The organism is Vibrio methylphosphonaticus, from assembly GCF_023634655.1.
GTDB lineage: Bacteria > Pseudomonadota > Gammaproteobacteria > Enterobacterales > Vibrionaceae > Vibrio > Vibrio methylphosphonaticus.
In genome coordinates, this window is record NZ_JAMKMS010000009.1 from 172,383 (window position 1) to 188,037 (window position 15,655).

Here is a 15,655-nt window from a genome sequence, read left to right on the forward strand (position 1 = left end):
GATGACGGCAGAACAGTTATTTTCACAGTTGTGGCAAGACTACACTCAGCGATTATGCCCATCAGCGGCAAAAGTGCAGGCGTTGTTAAAAGAGGGAGAGGCGCTGATCAATGATCATATTGCGTTGCGTACCTTCAACCTCTCGCCTGTGGGTATTGAGACATTAGCAAAACCGTTTCTTAAGCTTGGTTATCAACAAGCGGGTGAGTATGACTTTGCAGCGAAAAAGCTGTCTGCGATTCATCTACAACACCGTGACGAGAGATTGCCAAAAGTATTCATCAGTGAGCTTCGCGTTGAACAGTGCTCAGCGAAGCTGCAAGCTATCGTGACGAAGTTGGTAAGCCAAGTAGAGAGTTCGCAATTGGTGGTTGATGATTTCTTGTTTGGCGGCCGTATGTGGACGTTAAGCTCTGAAGATTACCAAACATTAGCCAAAGAGAGTGAATATGCGTCATGGCTTGCAGCGCATGGCTTTGGTGCTAACCATTTTACCGTGAGTGTGAATCAACTTACTCGTTTTGCCGAGGTGACGGAGGTGAATGACTACCTGCGTAAAGAAAGCTTCAACATTAACGAGTCGGGTGGTGAGGTGAAAGGGTCACCTGAGGTACTACTCGAACAGTCTTCGACGATGGCCGATAAGGTGTCGGTGATGTTTAGTGATGGCGAGCAGAGCATTCCTGGCGGTTTCTATGAATTTGCCAAGCGCTATCAAATGGCAGATGGAAATTACTATCAAGGGTTTGTAGCGGCGTCTGCAGATAAAATTTTTGAGAGTACTCATCAATAATTTTCCATCCATAACTACCCATCCATAACTGTTAAGCGCTTCCCCAATAAAAAAGCCACCTTGCGGTGGCTTTTTGAATGTCTAAAGGCGTCGATTAACGAGTGCCGTAGACCACAATAGTCTTACCGTGAGCAGAAATAAGGTTCTGCTCTTCCAGCATCTTAAGAATACGTCCTACTGTCTCACGAGAACAACCAACGATTTGGCCGATTTCTTGACGAGTAATCTTGATTTGCATGCCGTCAGGGTGAGTCATTGCATCAGGTTGTTTCGCTAGGTTAAGTAGCGTCTGAGCAATACGACCTGTTACGTCAAGGAACGCAAGGTCACCCACTTTCTGGCTTGTCACTTGTAGGCGACTTGCCATCTGAGAAGATAAGCGCATGAGAATATCTGGGTTAACTTGGATAAGTTGACGGAATTTCTTAAATGAAATTTCAGCCACTTCACAAGGTGATTTAGCTCGCACCCACGCTGTACGTTCTTGGTCTTCTTCAAATAGGCCTAGTTCACCGATGAAGTCACCTTGGTTAAGGTAAGACAAGATCATCTCTTTGCCTTCTTCATCTTTAATAAGTACTGCAACAGAACCTTTTACGATGTAGTAAAGAGTCTCTGCCTTCTCGCCCGCATGAATCAGCGTGCTTTTTGAAGGGTACTTGTGAATATGACAATGTGAAAGGAACCACTCTAGCGTTGGGTCGGTTTGAGGTTTACCTAGAACCATATTTCTTACTTCCTCTGCAGGGTATGCTTGCTGCTTTCCATATATAATAGCAAGTCCATTGTGTTAGGACTTACTAGCATAAAAGCACTTTGAAGATGGCGCAAGCGATCTTCTGTTTCAAAGAAATAGTATCCTTTTTTGCGCGGACTTTCTTGATTTTAATCGTGTCATCAGACCCTTTTTCTATACAAAACTGTGCACATGATCACGGTATAAAAAATCATCTAAGTTTAGGCGCAAAAAACTAACCTATTTTCCCTGTTTCTATTAGCTGCTGTAGTATAGGTCGGACGATTAATTCCATCGCAAAGCTCATTTTTCCACCGGGCACAACGATGGTGTTATGACGTGACATAAATGATCCATCTATCATGGCAAGCAGGTAAGGATAGTCGACATTTTTTATCCCTCGTAAACGAATGACCACGAAACTCTCATCAAGGCTTGGGATGCCTTTGGCATTGAGAGGATTTGAAGTATCGACGGTCGGCACGCGCTGAAAGTTAATATGAGTACGCGAAAACTGCGGGGTAATGTAGCTTAGGTAGTCATCCATTGAACGTACGATGGAGTCGGTCACCGCTTCACGAGAGTGCCCTCTGTCACGCGTATCGCGTACGAATTTTTGAATCCATTCAAGGTTGACGATAGGGACCATGCCTATCAATAGATCAACATGTTGAGCGGCGTTGATTGCGCCATCAACGACGCCGCCATGTAAGCCTTCGTAGAATAGAACGTCTGAATTATCGGGCAGATCTTGCCATGGTGTAAAAGTACCGGGCATTTGATTGTAAGGGACGGCTTCATCAAACGTATGCAGGTAACGTCTAAATTGACCCACGCCGTTTTGTCCGTAGTTTTTAAAGAAGGTTTCGAGTGCCGGAAAGTCATTCGCCTGAGGGCCAAAATAACTGATGTGCTTTCCTTGCTCTTTCGCTTTACGGATCTCAACGTCCATTTCTGGTCGAGTAAAGCGATGGAAGCTATCACCTTCAATGAAAGCGGGTTTAATGCTCATCATATTGAACATCTTGCGGAACGCTTCTGACGTTGTTGTGGTACCCGCTCCTGAGGAACCGGTCACCGCGATAATCGGGTGTTTAGCTGACATAACACTTCCTGTGTAATTTTCTAGTTATTGTCTCTTCCTGTGTGTAGGAGAGAATTGTCGTGACACTGATGCCGAGTCTTAAAGCTTAAATCTTTAAATATTTAAACCTTAGAGCTTAAACCATGGCGCCGCGATGTTAGCGCCAATGGACATCACTATCGTCGACGTGGCATTTTCAAATAATGAGAGGCTTACTATAGCACTTCATTACGCGACGCGTGTCCAAAGGAGGGACATTTACAGCGAGTGACGCAATTTGATGTCGACCGTTTCATGCAGTTCAGAGAAAACAATGACGGCTTCGCCTGACTCGAGTTGGCCTCTGACGTGCGCGAGCTTGTCGGCTAAACTGAATTCGCTTTCACCGTAATCCGTGCCTTCACGCAGCACAAACTCTTGGATTAAATTATCCAATGTTTCAGGCGCGATTTGTTGCCATGGAATGATCATAAATACCTCTCTCTTTCATGATGGCGAGAGTATATCAGAGTTCAAGCATTCTTAAGTTAAATCACGAGGTCGGCGCAACTCGCAGGTGCTGATAGTACTTAGGCAGCACTTCTTCTAGCCAAAAAGTAGGCTTTGACCAACTGCCAGACAAGAAACCAACATGACCGCCTCGCTCCAGTAAGTGATAGCTAAGGTGGGTCGGCAATTCATAATTAGGAATGACTTCATGACTCATGAAGGGGTCGTCTTTGGCGTGGATGAATTGAGTCGGAATCACGATATCATTTAGCCGTGGTAATGCGGAACATTGCTGGTAGTAATCGTCGGCGTTTTTGAATCCATGTAGTGGGGCGGTGATTAAATTATCGAATTCATAAAGCTTCGTCATACCTTGCACGTGCTCAGCGGTGAGATCGAGCGCCTCGCTTAAAAGGTGTATTTTATTTAACGCGTTCTTCTTTAATGAAGAGACGAGATACTTACGGTAAACCTTTGAAAACCCTTGTTCGATACGTCTAGAACATGCTGCAAGGTCAAGGGGAGCAGAGACGATAGTCGCGCTAGTCAGTTTGGTGTCATGCTTATAATGGGCAAGGTAATTACTCAGCATGTTACCACCGAGTGAAATGCCTACGGCAACCTTATTGGCATTTGGGTAACGATGATCCAAAAGCTCGATGAAGTGTCGAGCATCGCCAATTTCTCCTGAATGATACGCACGAGCCAGTCGGTTTGGTGTTGGACCACAGCCGCGAAAGTGCATCATGACCGCTAACCACCCTTGGCTGGCAAACGCGTGCATTAAGCCATTCGCGTAAGGGCTATCAAAGCTGCCTTCTAAACCATGAAACAGCACAAAAATCGGCTTATTTTTGGCACTTTCTTTGTGTGGGTCTTCACTCCAAGCTAGCTCGACAAAGTCATCATCTGGCGTATCGAGTGTTTCCCAGACCGGGCTAAACAGTGTACCTCGACGAATAATGCGCGGAATTAAGGTTTGAATATGGGCGTTGCCAAGCCCCTTAGCGGCGATAAACGGCAATAATGTAGGTGTGCTCATAGTGTAAATTCACTGATTGGGTTGGATAATAAAAGCGTGTTGAGTTTTTCTACGCCGATTTTAAGTTGTTCGATCGTTTGTGGGGAGCTTAATGAAAGACGTATTGCAGGGGCGACAGTGCCACCGGGTGGCGCGAATAATTCCCCTGATTTAACAATTACGCCTAATTCCGCCGCTTTTTGGACAAACTCACTCAGGCGCCATTGCTCAGGAAGAGTCAGCCAAACGTGAAAGCCGCCTTGTTCATAGCGCATGTTAAACGCACCAAGTACTTGTGTTGTTGCTGCCATTCTTTGGCGCATTTCGTTGCGAATCATGGCAATGTTGCGCTCTGCGTCTCCAGATATCAACATCTCGCAGGTCAAAGCAACCAGCAAAGGGCTGATCATCCAACTGTGATTCTGCAACGTGACGACAAGTGGTGGGTACAATTTTTTAGGCGCGCAAAGGTAACCAACGCGAAGGCCGGGCGCCAAGCATTTTGAGAACGCCCCAATATAAATGACGTGATCAGGTGCTAAGTTCACTAGAGGCTCTGGCGGGGAATCGAGCAACAACCCATTGATGTCATCTTCGATAATATAAACGTTATGCGCTTGGCAAATGGTGACGATAGCGTGTCGTCGCTGCGTCGACATAATGGCCGTCGTCGGATTTTGCAATGTCGGTGTTAGGTAAAGAAACCGTGGGGAGTAGCGATTGCAGCATACTTCTAATGACTCCGGAGTGATGCCTTCATCATCCATTTCAACGCCCTTAAGCGTCAGTTGATTCTGCCGAGCAAGGCTGATCACGCCGGGATAGGTGTATTGCTCGACCAATACGGTATCGCCGGGGCGGGTAAAGGTGTCTAGCACCATTTGGATGGCATGCTGGGCTCCAGAACTGAACAGTAATGTACTGACATCTAAGTGGATGCCTTTCTCTTTGAGCCACTGACTTACGATTGTACGATGGCTATCAAACCCGGCTGGTGGCTGATAGATCATGAGTTGATTAAGGTGTTGTGGCGATTGACTAATGCGCTGCATTGCTTGTTTCAACATATCACTGCGATCGAGTCGGGGAGGGATGTTGTAGCTAAAATTACATTCGTTTGCATCGTCAGCGATCTCTTCAAACAGCCAAGTCGGTTTGTTGTTATCCGTGACATAAGTGCCCGCTCCAACTCTTGCTTCGACTAAACCACGGCGTTCAACTTCAGCATAGGCTCGGGTGATAGTGCCCACTGTTACGGACAACTTGTCGGCTAACCAGCGATGGGTCGGGAGCTTGTCATTGCTTTTAAGGCGACCACTTTCAATTTTTTCACTGATTTGATCAGCGATCTGTTTATAGATCGGCACGGGATCTTGCTTGAGTACGATAATGTCTGTGATTGTCATGGTGACAATAAACCTTTTGCGTCGAGTTTAATCCATTGTTATGGTTATTTTGTCGGCTATCTTACATTTTATCAACACTTATTTGTAAGATTGTATCGATACAATTTAATGTTAGAGTGAGGAGAATACGATGGAATGGTCATTTATTGTTTCTGTTGCTGTATTTGCGGCTGTCATGACGGGGACTCCGGGACCAAACAACGTGATGTTAACCGCTTCTGGGGCAAATTTTGGTTATGTAAAAACCCTGCCGCACTGCTTAGGAATTGGCCTTGGGTTGATTAGCTTGATATTGCTAAATGGTGCGGGGTTAGGGGTGGTATTCACGAATTATCCTATGGTCCAAACATTATTGAAATGGTTAGGGAGTGGCTATCTATTGTATTTGGCGTGGCGAATTTTATCGGCAGGGATCAATAAAAATGATCAGGATGATCAAGCAAAACCGATGACGTGCTTTGAGGCGGTGTTGTTTCAGTATTTAAACCCTAAAGCGTGGTTAATGTCGGTCACAGCGGTGAGTTCATTTTCGTTAGCGGGCGAGCACTACTGGCTTTCATTACTGGCTATTTCATTGATTTTTTTATTGATTCAACTTCAGACATCATCGGTGTGGATTGGATTTGGCACCGTAATTCGCCGTTGGTTGTCAACACCGATTGCGTGGAAGCGCTTTAACTCGAGTATGGCGATGCTGACAGCATCATGTGTGCTGTTTATTTGGTAGCAAGTTTATTGAGTAAAGGAGTTGATGGAATAAAGAAGGTTATTGGGCAAGCCGTTTATTGGGTAATCACGTTTATAGAGTCGGAAGCATTATTTACTCGAGAAGTACACCGAGCAGGGTGTGGTAAATATAGGGCTGAGGTGTTCAGCTCCGAGTTGTTGGCAATATTTACTGACTAAGGGTTGCTGTTGGTTCGTGGTTAAGGTGAGAGAATTGATGCAAGCAACAAGGTCGGCTTGTTGCTGTTTTTCAACGCTCAACTCAAAAGCGAGTGCTTCGCGATAGAGATTGTCACTAACATTGTTTTTGAGTTGTCGCCGCAGTCGGCGAAAATGATGAAGAAGCTGTTCGGTACGACCCAAACAGCTTTGAATGAGATGCCAATCTTCGGCGGCAAAGTGGCGCTGCTGTTCATCAAGCCATTTAAGCATTAACAGCAGGTTCACGTTGCCATGGTAGTGGTTTTGGATAGTCAGACACGCCTCTTTTATCTCTCTCACACCGTAGTATTGCAGGCTAAACTGCCATAGGTGTTCAAGAGAGAGATGTTCGAGGTGCGCTTTATCCATTATTCACAGAACTCCTGTTCCATCGCTTCTAGTTCTTCTTGCAGTTCCATCCACTCCATTTCAACATCTTCAAGTTCAGATTTACTCGATGATTGCTGTGAGAGTACTTTAGTCAGTTTAGCTTTATTTTCGGCATCATACAGTGATGATTCTGATAATTGTGTTTCTGCATCACTGAGTAGTGCGCTCAACTGGTCCATTTTCTTGTCGAGTTTTTCAAGCTGTTTACGAATCGGTGCCGTTTGTTTGCGGAACTCGGCCTCTTTGCGTTTTTGCTCTTTCTTTGAAGCGGCGCTGTGTACTGAGGTTTTACTTGGTTCGTTGTCTTGAGTCTCTTTACGTTCCAATTTCTGCTGTTCGGTTAACCACTTATAGTAGTCCGTTAAATCGCCATTAAACGGTGCGACCTGACGATCATGAACTAGATAAAGATCATCGGTGGTCGCGCGCAGCAAGTAGCGATCGTGACTGACAATAACCATCGCCCCTTCAAAGGTTTGCAATGCAAACGTCAAGGCTTGACGCATATCTAAATCAAGATGGTTGGTCGGTTCATCAAGCAGCAACAAATTTGGCTTTTGCCAGACGACCAAGGCTAACACTAAACGAGCTTTTTCTCCGCCAGAGAACGGCGCCACTTTATCGAGCGCTTTTTCACCCTGGAAGCCGAAGCTGCCTAGATAGTCGCGAAGCTGTTGCTCGGTTTGATTGGGCGCAATTTGCATCATGTGCTGCAACGGTGTTTCTTCTGGATGAAGCGTTTCAAGCTGGTGTTGGGCGAAGTAGCCAATTTTGACACCTTGAGAGTAAGTGAAATCACCGCCTTTCGCGGCGAGCTCTCCAGAGAGCAGCTTGATCAGTGTGGACTTACCAGCGCCATTACGACCAAGCAAACCAATACGGCTACCTGGTACCAAATTAAGTCTAATCTTTTCTAAAATTAGGTTGTTGTCATAGCCTGCAGAGACGTCGTCCATCATCATAATAGGATTCGGCAGTGCGGCTGGCTCTCTAAACTCAAAGCTAAATGGGTTATCTAGCTGAGCAGGAAGGACTTTCTCCATGCGTTCAAGCGCTTTAATACGGCTTTGGGCTTGACGAGCTTTAGAGGCTTTATAGCGGAAGCGATCGATGTAGCTTTGCATGTGCGACATCTGCTTTTTCTGCTTCTCAAACATCGCTTGTTGCAAGATGAGCTTTTGTGCACGTTGCTCTTCAAACGAAGAGTAGTTGCCAGTGTATTCATTCAGTGCTTGATTTTCGACATGAATAATTCGGCTAACGATCGGATCAAGGAAGTCGCGATCGTGAGAGATCAGGATCAAAGTGCCTGGATGATTTTGCAGCCAGCGCTCTAGCCACATGACGGCATCGAGATCCAAGTGGTTGGTCGGTTCATCAAGCAGCAATAGGTCTGAGCGACATAGTAGGGCTTGTGCCAAGTTAAGGCGCATGCGCCAACCACCAGAAAACTGCGTCAGATTCCAGCTCATTTGCTCTTGGGTAAAGCCTAAGCCGTCAAGCAGTTCTGCTGCTCGGGCGCGAATGCTGTAACCACCAATGACTTCAATTTTTCCGTGTAATTCAGCGACGAGGTTACCGTTGTCGGCTTGCTCAGCTTTTAGCAGATCTTGCTCTAATCCACGAAACTCTCTATCGCCATCAATCACATATTCAATTGCGCTGCGGTCTAGGGCTGGCGTTTCTTGTGCAACCCAAGCCAGTTCCCAATGAGAAGGCTGATGAAACGTGCCAGCATCAATAGAAAGTTCATCTTTTAGTAATGCAAACAGAGTAGATTTGCCACAGCCATTTTTCCCCACGAGACCGACTTTGTCTCCAGGGTGAATGGTGGCAGAGGCTTGATCGAGGAGAGGCTTTCCACCTCGAAGCAATTGAATGTCGGAAAAGGTGATCATAAGGCTATAACTAACGGTGAGTTTGAACTTTGGAATACTAGGGGCAAAGTGGATAAATGTCGATCATTATCCGTTTTGCGTTATGATGGATCAAACTTATAACAATTATCTTACTGCTAGGTAGTACAAGGAACGATTTCACGGAATGACGTCTTCACAAATAAGCTCAGTTCCCTCTCCGAAAGTTCTGGTCATTTATGCCCATCCAGAGCCGCAAAATTCGATTGCCAATCAAGTCATGCTTAACAAAATTCAATCACTTGATAATGTCACTCTGCGTGACCTCTATGCACTTTATCCTGATTTTTTTATTGATGTAAATGTCGAGCACCAGCTGTTGCTTGAGCATGATGTCATTGTCTTCCAACACCCTCTCTATATGTATTCATGTCCATCATTACTTAAAGAGTGGATAGATCGCGTCTTGGGCAAAGGCTTTGCCTTTGGCGATGAGTGTGCACTAGAAGGGAAGTATTGGCGCAGTGTGATAACCGCAGGAGGCAAGGAAGAGGCATTCAGTCAAACGGGCTACAACAAGTATCCTCTTGAACAAATTTTGCAACCCTTTGAGTTATCTGCAGCGCTTTGCAAAATGCATTGGGTCGAGCCTTTGGTGCTGTATTGGTCACGACGTGTTGATGATATAGAGCGCTATCAGCATGCCGACCAGTATCGACAGTGGTTGATGCACCCCTTGGGAAATGCAGACATTCTTCCTGGCTATTTATTACAGGAGCACCAAGATGGCAGCAACTAGTGATCTCTTGCAAAACAGCGTTATCTTTTTATCGGCAGCGGTAGTGGCAGTGCCCATTGCCCAGCGGTTTGGTTTAGGGTCAGTTCTGGGTTATCTGCTGGCTGGGGTTGCGATTGGCCCATGGGGACTTGGTCTTATTAGCGATGTCGGTGAGATCTTGCACTTTGCTGAATTTGGCGTGGTGCTGCTGCTGTTTCTGATTGGTTTGGAGTTGAACCCCAAAAAATTGTGGCAAATGCGAGTGCCTATATTGGGCTTAGGTGGGGCGCAAGTGCTGCTGACGACGCTGGTGTTATCCGGTATTGCTTCGCTGTTTGGACTGAGTTGGCAAACCAGTCTCGTGATTGGTATGGGTTTAGCGTTGTCGTCGACAGCTATTGCACTCAAAGTGATTGAGGAGCAAGGGTTAGCAGGGGGAGAAACGGGACAGTCGGGTTTTGCCGTGCTGTTATTTCAAGATATCGCAGTGATTCCGATGCTGGCGTTATTACCCTTGTTGGCCGGTAATACATCGGGCAACTGGGCGGACATTGCGTGGATGTTGGCTGGTGTGGTTGGTTTGCTGGTGGCTGGACACTTTTTAATTCGCCCTTTATTTCGTTATGTCGTGATGAGCGGCGTGCGAGAGTTGTTTACGGTCGCAGCGTTGCTGCTGGTTGTTGGCATTGCCGTCTTTATGCAAAAACTGGGTTTGTCGATGGCGTTGGGGACGTTTTTAGCCGGCGTCTTATTGGCAGAAAGTGAATATCGCCATGAGTTAGAAATAGCCATTGAGCCATTTAAAGGTTTGCTATTAGGCTTGTTCTTTATTGCGGTAGGGATGGCCGTTAACCTCGGACTGTTGGTATCAGAACCAGCCAAGGTTTTATTAGCCGTGACAGCGCTGGTGGTGATTAAAGGTTTATTGCTGTATCTCCTGGCTCGTTTGTTTGGTACTCGCCCTAAAGCGCGCAGTAAGATGGCGGCAATCTTGAGCCAAGGCGGCGAGTTTGCTTTTGTTATTTTTACCGCAGCAAGTGCTCAAGGGCTATTGTCGAGAGAGGAGTCCGCATTTCTCTTGGTGGTAGTGAGTTTGTCTATGGTGACCACACCGTTGTTATTGATGGCTCAGAAAAAATGGTTTGAGAAATCGTTAAATAATACTGAAGAAGCGGCGCTTGAAAGTGATGTCCATGATAGGCAGCCTCGCGTCATTATTGCGGGCTTTGGGCGTTTTGGACAGATTATTGGTCGCTTGATGTACGCCAACAAAATTAAAATTACGGTTTTGGAAAGTGACGCGAGTCAGATACATCTGTTACGTAAGTTTGGTTACAAAGTGTTTTACGGCGACGCGACACAACTTGATTTACTGCGAGCGGCAGGCGCGAATAGTGCTGAGGCGATTATCATCTGTACCGACTCTCCAGAGGAGATTATGGAGGTGGTCGATATTTGTCATGCCCATTTCCCGAAACTTAAAGTACTAGCGCGGGCACGCAGTCGTGTTGAGGCCTATCGACTGATGAATCATGGCGTAACTAGTTACTCAAGGGAAACATTTTTAGGTGCTCTTGATTTGGGACGACAAACATTAATTGAATTGGGTTTTCATCCTTATGAGGCTAAACGCGCAGAAGCACACTTTAGAAAGTTGGATAATGCGATGCTCAAAGAGTTGTTGCCATTGCACAGCGAAGATACTCAGTTAGCGCAGCGCTCTAAAGAAGCTCGCAAAGAGCTAGAAGAGATTTTTGGTAGAGAAATGGAAAATGATCGCCAATCAAGAAATTTTTGGGATTAGCCCCAGACTTTGAGCATTAACGCCACAGTTAGGAAGCAAAATGAAGCAGATTAAAAAAAGATTTATCGCGGCGGCGAGTTGTCCAAAGTGCAGTACTCAAGACAGCTTACGCTGGTGGATTGAAAATAATGTTGAATGGGTAGAGTGTGTCGAATGCGAGTTTTTAGAGCAGCGCACACCGAAGTCGGTCGAAAAGAGTGAGCGTGGTGAGGAAGCATTAATTGGCATTTTTAAGCCTGAGTGATTGAGTTTCTCAATTTCATCCCCATAATGTGCACATAAGCCGCACAAGCGGTGATTATTTTGTGAGGCATAGCCTCAAGTGCCAATCCTTTGGAGTTCACATGAAAATTGCTAAGAACGTAGTCGTTAGTGTCGCGTACCAAGTAAAAACTGAAGACGGTGTTGTTGTTGATCAATCAACAGTTGAAGCGCCTCTAGATTACCTTCACGGTCACAACAACCTTATCGTAGGGTTGGAAAAAGAGCTTGAAGGCAAGGAAGTCGGAAGCAAGTTTACTTCTGTCGTTGCTGCTGAAGAAGCATACGGCGAGTACAATGACGCGCTAGTACAACGTGTTCCTGCAGACGTATTTCAAGGCGTTGACGTGATTGAAGTTGGCATGCGTTTCCTAGCGGATACGGATCAAGGCCCTATCCCGGTAGAAATCACAGAAGTTGACGGCGACGAAGTCGTGGTTGATGGCAACCATATGCTGGCTGGCCAAACGCTAACGTTCGATGTTGAAGTTGTTGCACTACGTGAAGCGACAGAAGAAGAAGCGGCACACGGTCACATTCACCAAGAAGGTGGCTGTGGGCACGACCATGACCACGATCATGAAGGCGGATGCTGTGGTGGTGACGATCACGGCGAAAAAGCTGAGAAGAAAGATGGTTGCTGTGGTGGCGGCGGTTGCGGTTCTCACTAATTATTGACGACTGTTTTTATAACGCTTGTCTTTAAATAATTATGACATCAAAGGCCTCCCGCATGGGAGGCCTTTGTGTTTTTGTAAGGCTCTAGTTCGAAAGTACAGCATAGGAGATGAATGAATGACTCAGCCTTTTTCGATTGCGATTCATGGTGGGGCGGGCACGATATTACGTGAGCAAATGTCACCCCAATTAAAACAAGAAATATTGGCGACTTTAACGTTGTCCGTTAAAGCGGGTGAGCATATTTTGGCGCAATGTGGCGACGCGCTTGATGCTGCTGTCGCGGCGGTAAAGGTTTTAGAGGATTCCCCGCTTTTTAACGCTGGTAAAGGCTCGGTCTTAACACACGATGAAATGGTTGAGATGGATGCCTCTGTTATGCACGGTGCAGAAATGGATGCCGGTGCCGTCGCGGGTGTGCGTCATATTCGAAACCCTATTGAGTTGGCGCGTGATGTCATGCTGGATAGTGACCATGTATTACTTATTGGTGAAGGGGCTGAGAAGTTTGCCTTTGAACATCAATACCCATATACCGAACAAGATTATTTTTTTACTGAACGTCGTTATGAACAGCTTCTTTCTATGAAAGAAAAGGGATTATTCGCGCTATCTGAGTCGAAATACCCAGATGACAAGAAATACGGCACAGTGGGTGCGGTGGCGCTTGATCAGCAGGGTAATTTAGCTGCCGCGACAAGTACAGGTGGCGTCACGAATAAAAAGTATGGCCGTGTGGGCGATACGGCGATTATTGGTGCGGGTACCTTTGCTAAAAATGGCAATGTTGCTGTATCGACGACGGGAATGGGGGAGTACTTCATTCGTAAGACAGTGGCTAGCGATGTGGCTGCGAGAATGCGTTATTTAAAGCAAGATGTGCACACCGCATGTGAGTCGGTTATTCAAGGTGAGTTGAAGACGATGGGCGGAGAGGGCGGATTAATTGCGATTGATGCCAGTGGTGATATTCATTTTGCGATGAACAGTTCTGGGATGTACAGAGCCTCCATTGATACTAATGGTGAGCTGACAGTGAAAATCTATGCTGATGAATAAAAACAATTTTTAGGCGTAGTTGTTCGGTCTTAGTCAGCGTTGCTATTAAGCATCAAAATTACTTGCTTATTTTCCGTTCTTTCTATAACATTCGCGGTCCTTAATTCTCGGTCTTATTTATTCGTTCCTTGCTTCCTCTGGACGACCGAGCCACTCGTGGAAGCTAATAATCCGTAAGGAGCAACCTATGCGTCATTACGAAATCGTATTCATGGTGCACCCTGATCAAAGCGAGCAAGTTGCTGGCATGATCGAGCGTTACACTGGTTCTATCACTGAAGCTGGCGGTACTGTACACCGTCTAGAAGACTGGGGTCGTCGTCAACTGGCTTACCCAATCAACAAGCTTCACAAGGCGCACTACGTTCTTATGAACGTTGAAGCACCTCAAGAAACTATTGATGAACTAGAAACTGCTTTCCGTTTCAACGATGCAGTTCTACGTAACATGGTTATGCGTACTAAAGCGGCTATCACTGAGCCTTCTATCATGCTTAAGCAGAAAGAAGAACGTGCAGAGCGTGCTCCTCGTCGTGAAGAGCGCAGCGAAGCTAAGCCAGAAGCAGCTGCTGAGTAATTCGTTGTTGACCGTTGTCTCAGCCTTTAGGTTTGGATAGGTCATCAAGAACACTCAACATTTGGTACAAGGTAGTGACATAGCAAATGATAAGAATCCGTTCTTATCTCCACCTGAAAAGCTGGACTGTTATGTAACTTACCGACAATAGACTTAATTTAAGATCAGGAGATAGCCCATGGCTCGTTTCTTCCGTCGTCGTAAATTCTGCCGTTTCACTGCAGAAGGCGTACAAGAGATTGACTACAAAGACGTAGCAACTCTTAAAAACTACATCACTGAAGCTGGTAAAATCGTACCTAGCCGTATCACTGGTACAAGTGCTAAATATCAGCGTCAACTAGCTCGCGCTATCAAGCGTTCACGCTACCTAGCTCTACTGCCGTACACTGATAAGCATCAGTAATCGGCACCGTTTATTTAGATAGAGGATTAAACAATGCAAGTTATTCTACTTGATAAAATCGGTAACCTAGGTGGTCTTGGCGATACAGTTAACGTTAAATCTGGTTACGCTCGTAACTTCCTTATCCCACAAGGTAAGGCTGTAATGGCAACTAAGAACAACGTTGAGATGTTTGAAGCTCGTCGTGCTGAACTAGAAGCTAAAGTTGCTGAGCAACTAACTGCTGCTGAAGCTCGCGCTGAGAAAGTTAACGCTCTTGAAGCAGTTGTTATTGCTTCTAAAGCTGGTGACGAAGGCAAACTATTCGGTTCTATCGGTACTCGTGACATCGCTGATGCAGTTACTGCAGCTGGCGTTGAAGTGGCTAAAAGCGAAGTTCGTCTTCCTGAAGGCGCTCTACGTAACACTGGTGAATTCGAAATTAGCGTTCAACTTCACTCAGAAGTTTTCGCTACAGTAACACTACAAGTTGTTGCTGCTGAGTAATCTCAGTTAAGACACCGATAAAAACACCAGCCTCGGCTGGTGTTTTTTTATGTCTGAAATAAATGAAATAGTAAAACTATCAAGGGCTAAAAGTTAAATAGCAGGTTAACCGTAAAGATGGAATCTCGTTTACTTAGATCCCCTGGCACTTGATCATGATACTTACTGCTATAAGCGACTTTGAGTGCAATGGTCTCGGTAATATCGTTGGTGACATTTAACTCGGTATCAAAACGGGTATTACTTTTACCGGCAATCACCGTGAGCTTACTGCCTATCGTTAGGTTAGTGAGCGGTTTCCAGAGAACATTGACGTTACCTCGAATGATGGCTTCGCGCACCACGTTAGGAAAGACAATGTCTTTATCGCCAATTTCGTCGATGTTAGGTTCTTGGTAACGAAAACCCGGACCGATTTCAGTCTCCAAAAGTAGGGTTTCGGTATTAGTGATTTGATAACCCAAACCGCCAGAAACGGTGTGGTCTTCATAGTAAGAGCTATAAAGAGACGTGAAGCCGTTATAGTTCCCATATAAATAGACTCGTTGACTTAACTTATAATCCGTTTGCAGCATGTAGTTCTGCTGATTCTTGTCTTCTACATCGTCTTTATACAGTTGGTAGTACTTCCACTCACCACTGGTACGGTGACGACCTTCGGTATACTCTGCCGCAACGCGAGCATTCAACGAGCGTGAGTCAGTATTGCCCGTGTGCGCTTGAAAGCCAAATTCAACCTCGGTTTGTAATGGAGAAGGTGGTGTCTCTTCGCTATCGCTCGATGGCAAAAATTCTTCAGCAAAGGTCACTGGCGACGCAAGTAAGACCAAGCTAAATAGCAAATTCTTTGACACTGAAACCTCACGACGATGAAAAGGGCTAGGATTATAATTGTCGTATATTC

At 45.7% G+C, this 15,655-nt stretch carries 18 protein-coding genes; 10 read left to right on the forward strand and 8 right to left on the reverse strand.

Going from position 1 to position 15,655, the window contains the following annotated elements; translation table 11 throughout:
* The first annotated feature begins 1 nt into the window (after window position 1).
* Window positions 2–793, forward strand: a complete 792-nt coding sequence (locus tag M9196_RS12750) for a DUF1338 domain-containing protein (protein ID WP_250617908.1) — start codon at window positions 2–4, stop codon at window positions 791–793.
* Window positions 794–887: 94 nt separating this feature from the next.
* Here M9196_RS12750 and crp read toward each other — a convergent pair whose 3' ends face one another.
* From crp to M9196_RS12775, 5 genes are all read right to left on the reverse strand, one after another.
* A complete protein-coding gene (crp, locus tag M9196_RS12755) occupies window positions 888–1,520 on the reverse strand; it encodes a cAMP-activated global transcriptional regulator CRP (protein WP_009602948.1) in 633 nt (210 codons plus the stop codon).
* A 244-nt stretch (window positions 1,521–1,764) separates the two neighbouring features.
* Window positions 1,765–2,634: a phosphoribulokinase gene (locus tag M9196_RS12760; RefSeq protein WP_250617909.1), complete on the reverse strand. Its 870-nt coding sequence runs from the start codon at window positions 2,632–2,634 to the stop codon at window positions 1,765–1,767.
* A 237-nt stretch (window positions 2,635–2,871) separates the two neighbouring features.
* A complete protein-coding gene (locus M9196_RS12765) occupies window positions 2,872–3,084 on the reverse strand; it encodes a YheU family protein (RefSeq protein WP_250617910.1) in 213 nt (70 codons plus the stop codon).
* A gap of 61 nt (window positions 3,085–3,145) precedes the next feature.
* A complete protein-coding gene (locus M9196_RS12770) occupies window positions 3,146–4,144 on the reverse strand; it encodes a hydrolase (RefSeq protein WP_250617911.1) in 999 nt (332 codons plus the stop codon).
* Complete coding sequence (locus M9196_RS12775; protein ID WP_250617912.1) at window positions 4,141–5,529, reverse strand: aminotransferase-like domain-containing protein; 1,389 nt, start codon at window positions 5,527–5,529, stop codon at window positions 4,141–4,143. The genes M9196_RS12770 and M9196_RS12775 overlap by 4 nt, the downstream gene beginning before the upstream one ends.
* A gap of 130 nt (window positions 5,530–5,659) precedes the next feature.
* Here M9196_RS12775 and M9196_RS12780 point away from each other — a divergent pair, with 130 nt between their 5' ends.
* A complete protein-coding gene (locus tag M9196_RS12780) occupies window positions 5,660–6,256 on the forward strand; it encodes a LysE family translocator (protein WP_250617913.1) in 597 nt (198 codons plus the stop codon).
* A gap of 89 nt (window positions 6,257–6,345) precedes the next feature.
* Here M9196_RS12780 and M9196_RS12785 read toward each other — a convergent pair whose 3' ends face one another.
* On the reverse strand, window positions 6,346–6,825 hold the full coding sequence (locus tag M9196_RS12785) for a TIGR02444 family protein (RefSeq protein ID WP_250617914.1): 480 nt from the start codon (window positions 6,823–6,825) through the stop codon (window positions 6,346–6,348).
* The gene (locus M9196_RS12790) at window positions 6,825–8,744 is read right to left on the reverse strand and encodes an ABC transporter ATP-binding protein (protein WP_250617915.1); all 1,920 of its coding nucleotides are present in this window, start codon (window positions 8,742–8,744) and stop codon (window positions 6,825–6,827) included. The genes M9196_RS12785 and M9196_RS12790 overlap by 1 nt, the downstream gene beginning before the upstream one ends.
* 145 nt (window positions 8,745–8,889) lie before the next feature.
* Here M9196_RS12790 and kefG point away from each other — a divergent pair, with 145 nt between their 5' ends.
* The 8 genes from kefG (at window position 8,890) to rplI (ending at window position 14,751) form a co-directional block, all read left to right on the forward strand.
* Window positions 8,890–9,501, forward strand: coding sequence for a glutathione-regulated potassium-efflux system ancillary protein KefG (kefG, locus tag M9196_RS12795; RefSeq protein ID WP_250617916.1), 612 nt, complete (start codon window positions 8,890–8,892; stop codon window positions 9,499–9,501).
* Window positions 9,488–11,284: a glutathione-regulated potassium-efflux system protein KefB gene (gene kefB, locus M9196_RS12800; RefSeq protein WP_250617917.1), complete on the forward strand. Its 1,797-nt coding sequence runs from the start codon at window positions 9,488–9,490 to the stop codon at window positions 11,282–11,284. Before kefG ends, kefB begins: the two co-directional genes overlap by 14 nt.
* A gap of 40 nt (window positions 11,285–11,324) precedes the next feature.
* Window positions 11,325–11,528: a YheV family putative zinc ribbon protein gene (locus M9196_RS12805; RefSeq protein WP_250617918.1), complete on the forward strand. Its 204-nt coding sequence runs from the start codon at window positions 11,325–11,327 to the stop codon at window positions 11,526–11,528.
* Between the two features lie 100 nt (window positions 11,529–11,628).
* Complete coding sequence (gene slyD, locus M9196_RS12810) at window positions 11,629–12,216, forward strand: peptidylprolyl isomerase (RefSeq protein WP_250617919.1); 588 nt, start codon at window positions 11,629–11,631, stop codon at window positions 12,214–12,216.
* A gap of 124 nt (window positions 12,217–12,340) precedes the next feature.
* Entirely contained in the window at window positions 12,341–13,282 is a 942-nt protein-coding gene (locus M9196_RS12815) for an isoaspartyl peptidase/L-asparaginase family protein (protein WP_250617920.1), read from the forward strand.
* Between the two features lie 187 nt (window positions 13,283–13,469).
* Complete coding sequence (gene rpsF / locus M9196_RS12820; RefSeq protein ID WP_250617921.1) at window positions 13,470–13,859, forward strand: 30S ribosomal protein S6; 390 nt, start codon at window positions 13,470–13,472, stop codon at window positions 13,857–13,859.
* 178 nt (window positions 13,860–14,037) lie between these two features.
* Entirely contained in the window at window positions 14,038–14,265 is a 228-nt protein-coding gene (gene rpsR, locus M9196_RS12825) for a 30S ribosomal protein S18 (RefSeq protein ID WP_000090472.1), read from the forward strand.
* Between the two features lie 33 nt (window positions 14,266–14,298).
* Complete coding sequence (gene rplI / locus M9196_RS12830; protein ID WP_250617922.1) at window positions 14,299–14,751, forward strand: 50S ribosomal protein L9; 453 nt, start codon at window positions 14,299–14,301, stop codon at window positions 14,749–14,751.
* 86 nt (window positions 14,752–14,837) lie between these two features.
* Here rplI and M9196_RS12835 read toward each other — a convergent pair whose 3' ends face one another.
* On the reverse strand, window positions 14,838–15,605 hold the full coding sequence (locus M9196_RS12835) for a DUF481 domain-containing protein (protein WP_250617923.1): 768 nt from the start codon (window positions 15,603–15,605) through the stop codon (window positions 14,838–14,840).
* Window positions 15,606–15,655: the final 50 nt, after the last annotated feature.

What these genes read in the sequence shown, in the direction of transcription:
- M9196_RS12750 (WP_250617908.1), top strand. Translation starts at nt 2, where the DNA reads ATGACGGCAGAACAGTTATTTTCACAGTTGTGGCAAGACTACACTCAG.
- crp (WP_009602948.1), bottom strand. Translation starts at nt 1,520, where the DNA reads ATGGTTCTAGGTAAACCTCAAACCGACCCAACGCTAGAGTGGTTCCTT.
- M9196_RS12760 (WP_250617909.1), bottom strand. Translation starts at nt 2,634, where the DNA reads ATGTCAGCTAAACACCCGATTATCGCGGTGACCGGTTCCTCAGGAGCG.
- M9196_RS12765 (WP_250617910.1), bottom strand. Translation starts at nt 3,084, where the DNA reads ATGATCATTCCATGGCAACAAATCGCGCCTGAAACATTGGATAATTTA.
- M9196_RS12770 (WP_250617911.1), bottom strand. Translation starts at nt 4,144, where the DNA reads ATGAGCACACCTACATTATTGCCGTTTATCGCCGCTAAGGGGCTTGGC.
- M9196_RS12775 (WP_250617912.1), bottom strand. Translation starts at nt 5,529, where the DNA reads ATGACAATCACAGACATTATCGTACTCAAGCAAGATCCCGTGCCGATC.
- M9196_RS12780 (WP_250617913.1), top strand. Translation starts at nt 5,660, where the DNA reads ATGGAATGGTCATTTATTGTTTCTGTTGCTGTATTTGCGGCTGTCATG.
- M9196_RS12785 (WP_250617914.1), bottom strand. Translation starts at nt 6,825, where the DNA reads ATGGATAAAGCGCACCTCGAACATCTCTCTCTTGAACACCTATGGCAG.
- M9196_RS12790 (WP_250617915.1), bottom strand. Translation starts at nt 8,744, where the DNA reads ATGATCACCTTTTCCGACATTCAATTGCTTCGAGGTGGAAAGCCTCTC.
- kefG (WP_250617916.1), top strand. Translation starts at nt 8,890, where the DNA reads ATGACGTCTTCACAAATAAGCTCAGTTCCCTCTCCGAAAGTTCTGGTC.
- kefB (WP_250617917.1), top strand. Translation starts at nt 9,488, where the DNA reads ATGGCAGCAACTAGTGATCTCTTGCAAAACAGCGTTATCTTTTTATCG.
- M9196_RS12805 (WP_250617918.1), top strand. Translation starts at nt 11,325, where the DNA reads ATGAAGCAGATTAAAAAAAGATTTATCGCGGCGGCGAGTTGTCCAAAG.
- slyD (WP_250617919.1), top strand. Translation starts at nt 11,629, where the DNA reads ATGAAAATTGCTAAGAACGTAGTCGTTAGTGTCGCGTACCAAGTAAAA.
- M9196_RS12815 (WP_250617920.1), top strand. Translation starts at nt 12,341, where the DNA reads ATGACTCAGCCTTTTTCGATTGCGATTCATGGTGGGGCGGGCACGATA.
- rpsF (WP_250617921.1), top strand. Translation starts at nt 13,470, where the DNA reads ATGCGTCATTACGAAATCGTATTCATGGTGCACCCTGATCAAAGCGAG.
- rpsR (WP_000090472.1), top strand. Translation starts at nt 14,038, where the DNA reads ATGGCTCGTTTCTTCCGTCGTCGTAAATTCTGCCGTTTCACTGCAGAA.
- rplI (WP_250617922.1), top strand. Translation starts at nt 14,299, where the DNA reads ATGCAAGTTATTCTACTTGATAAAATCGGTAACCTAGGTGGTCTTGGC.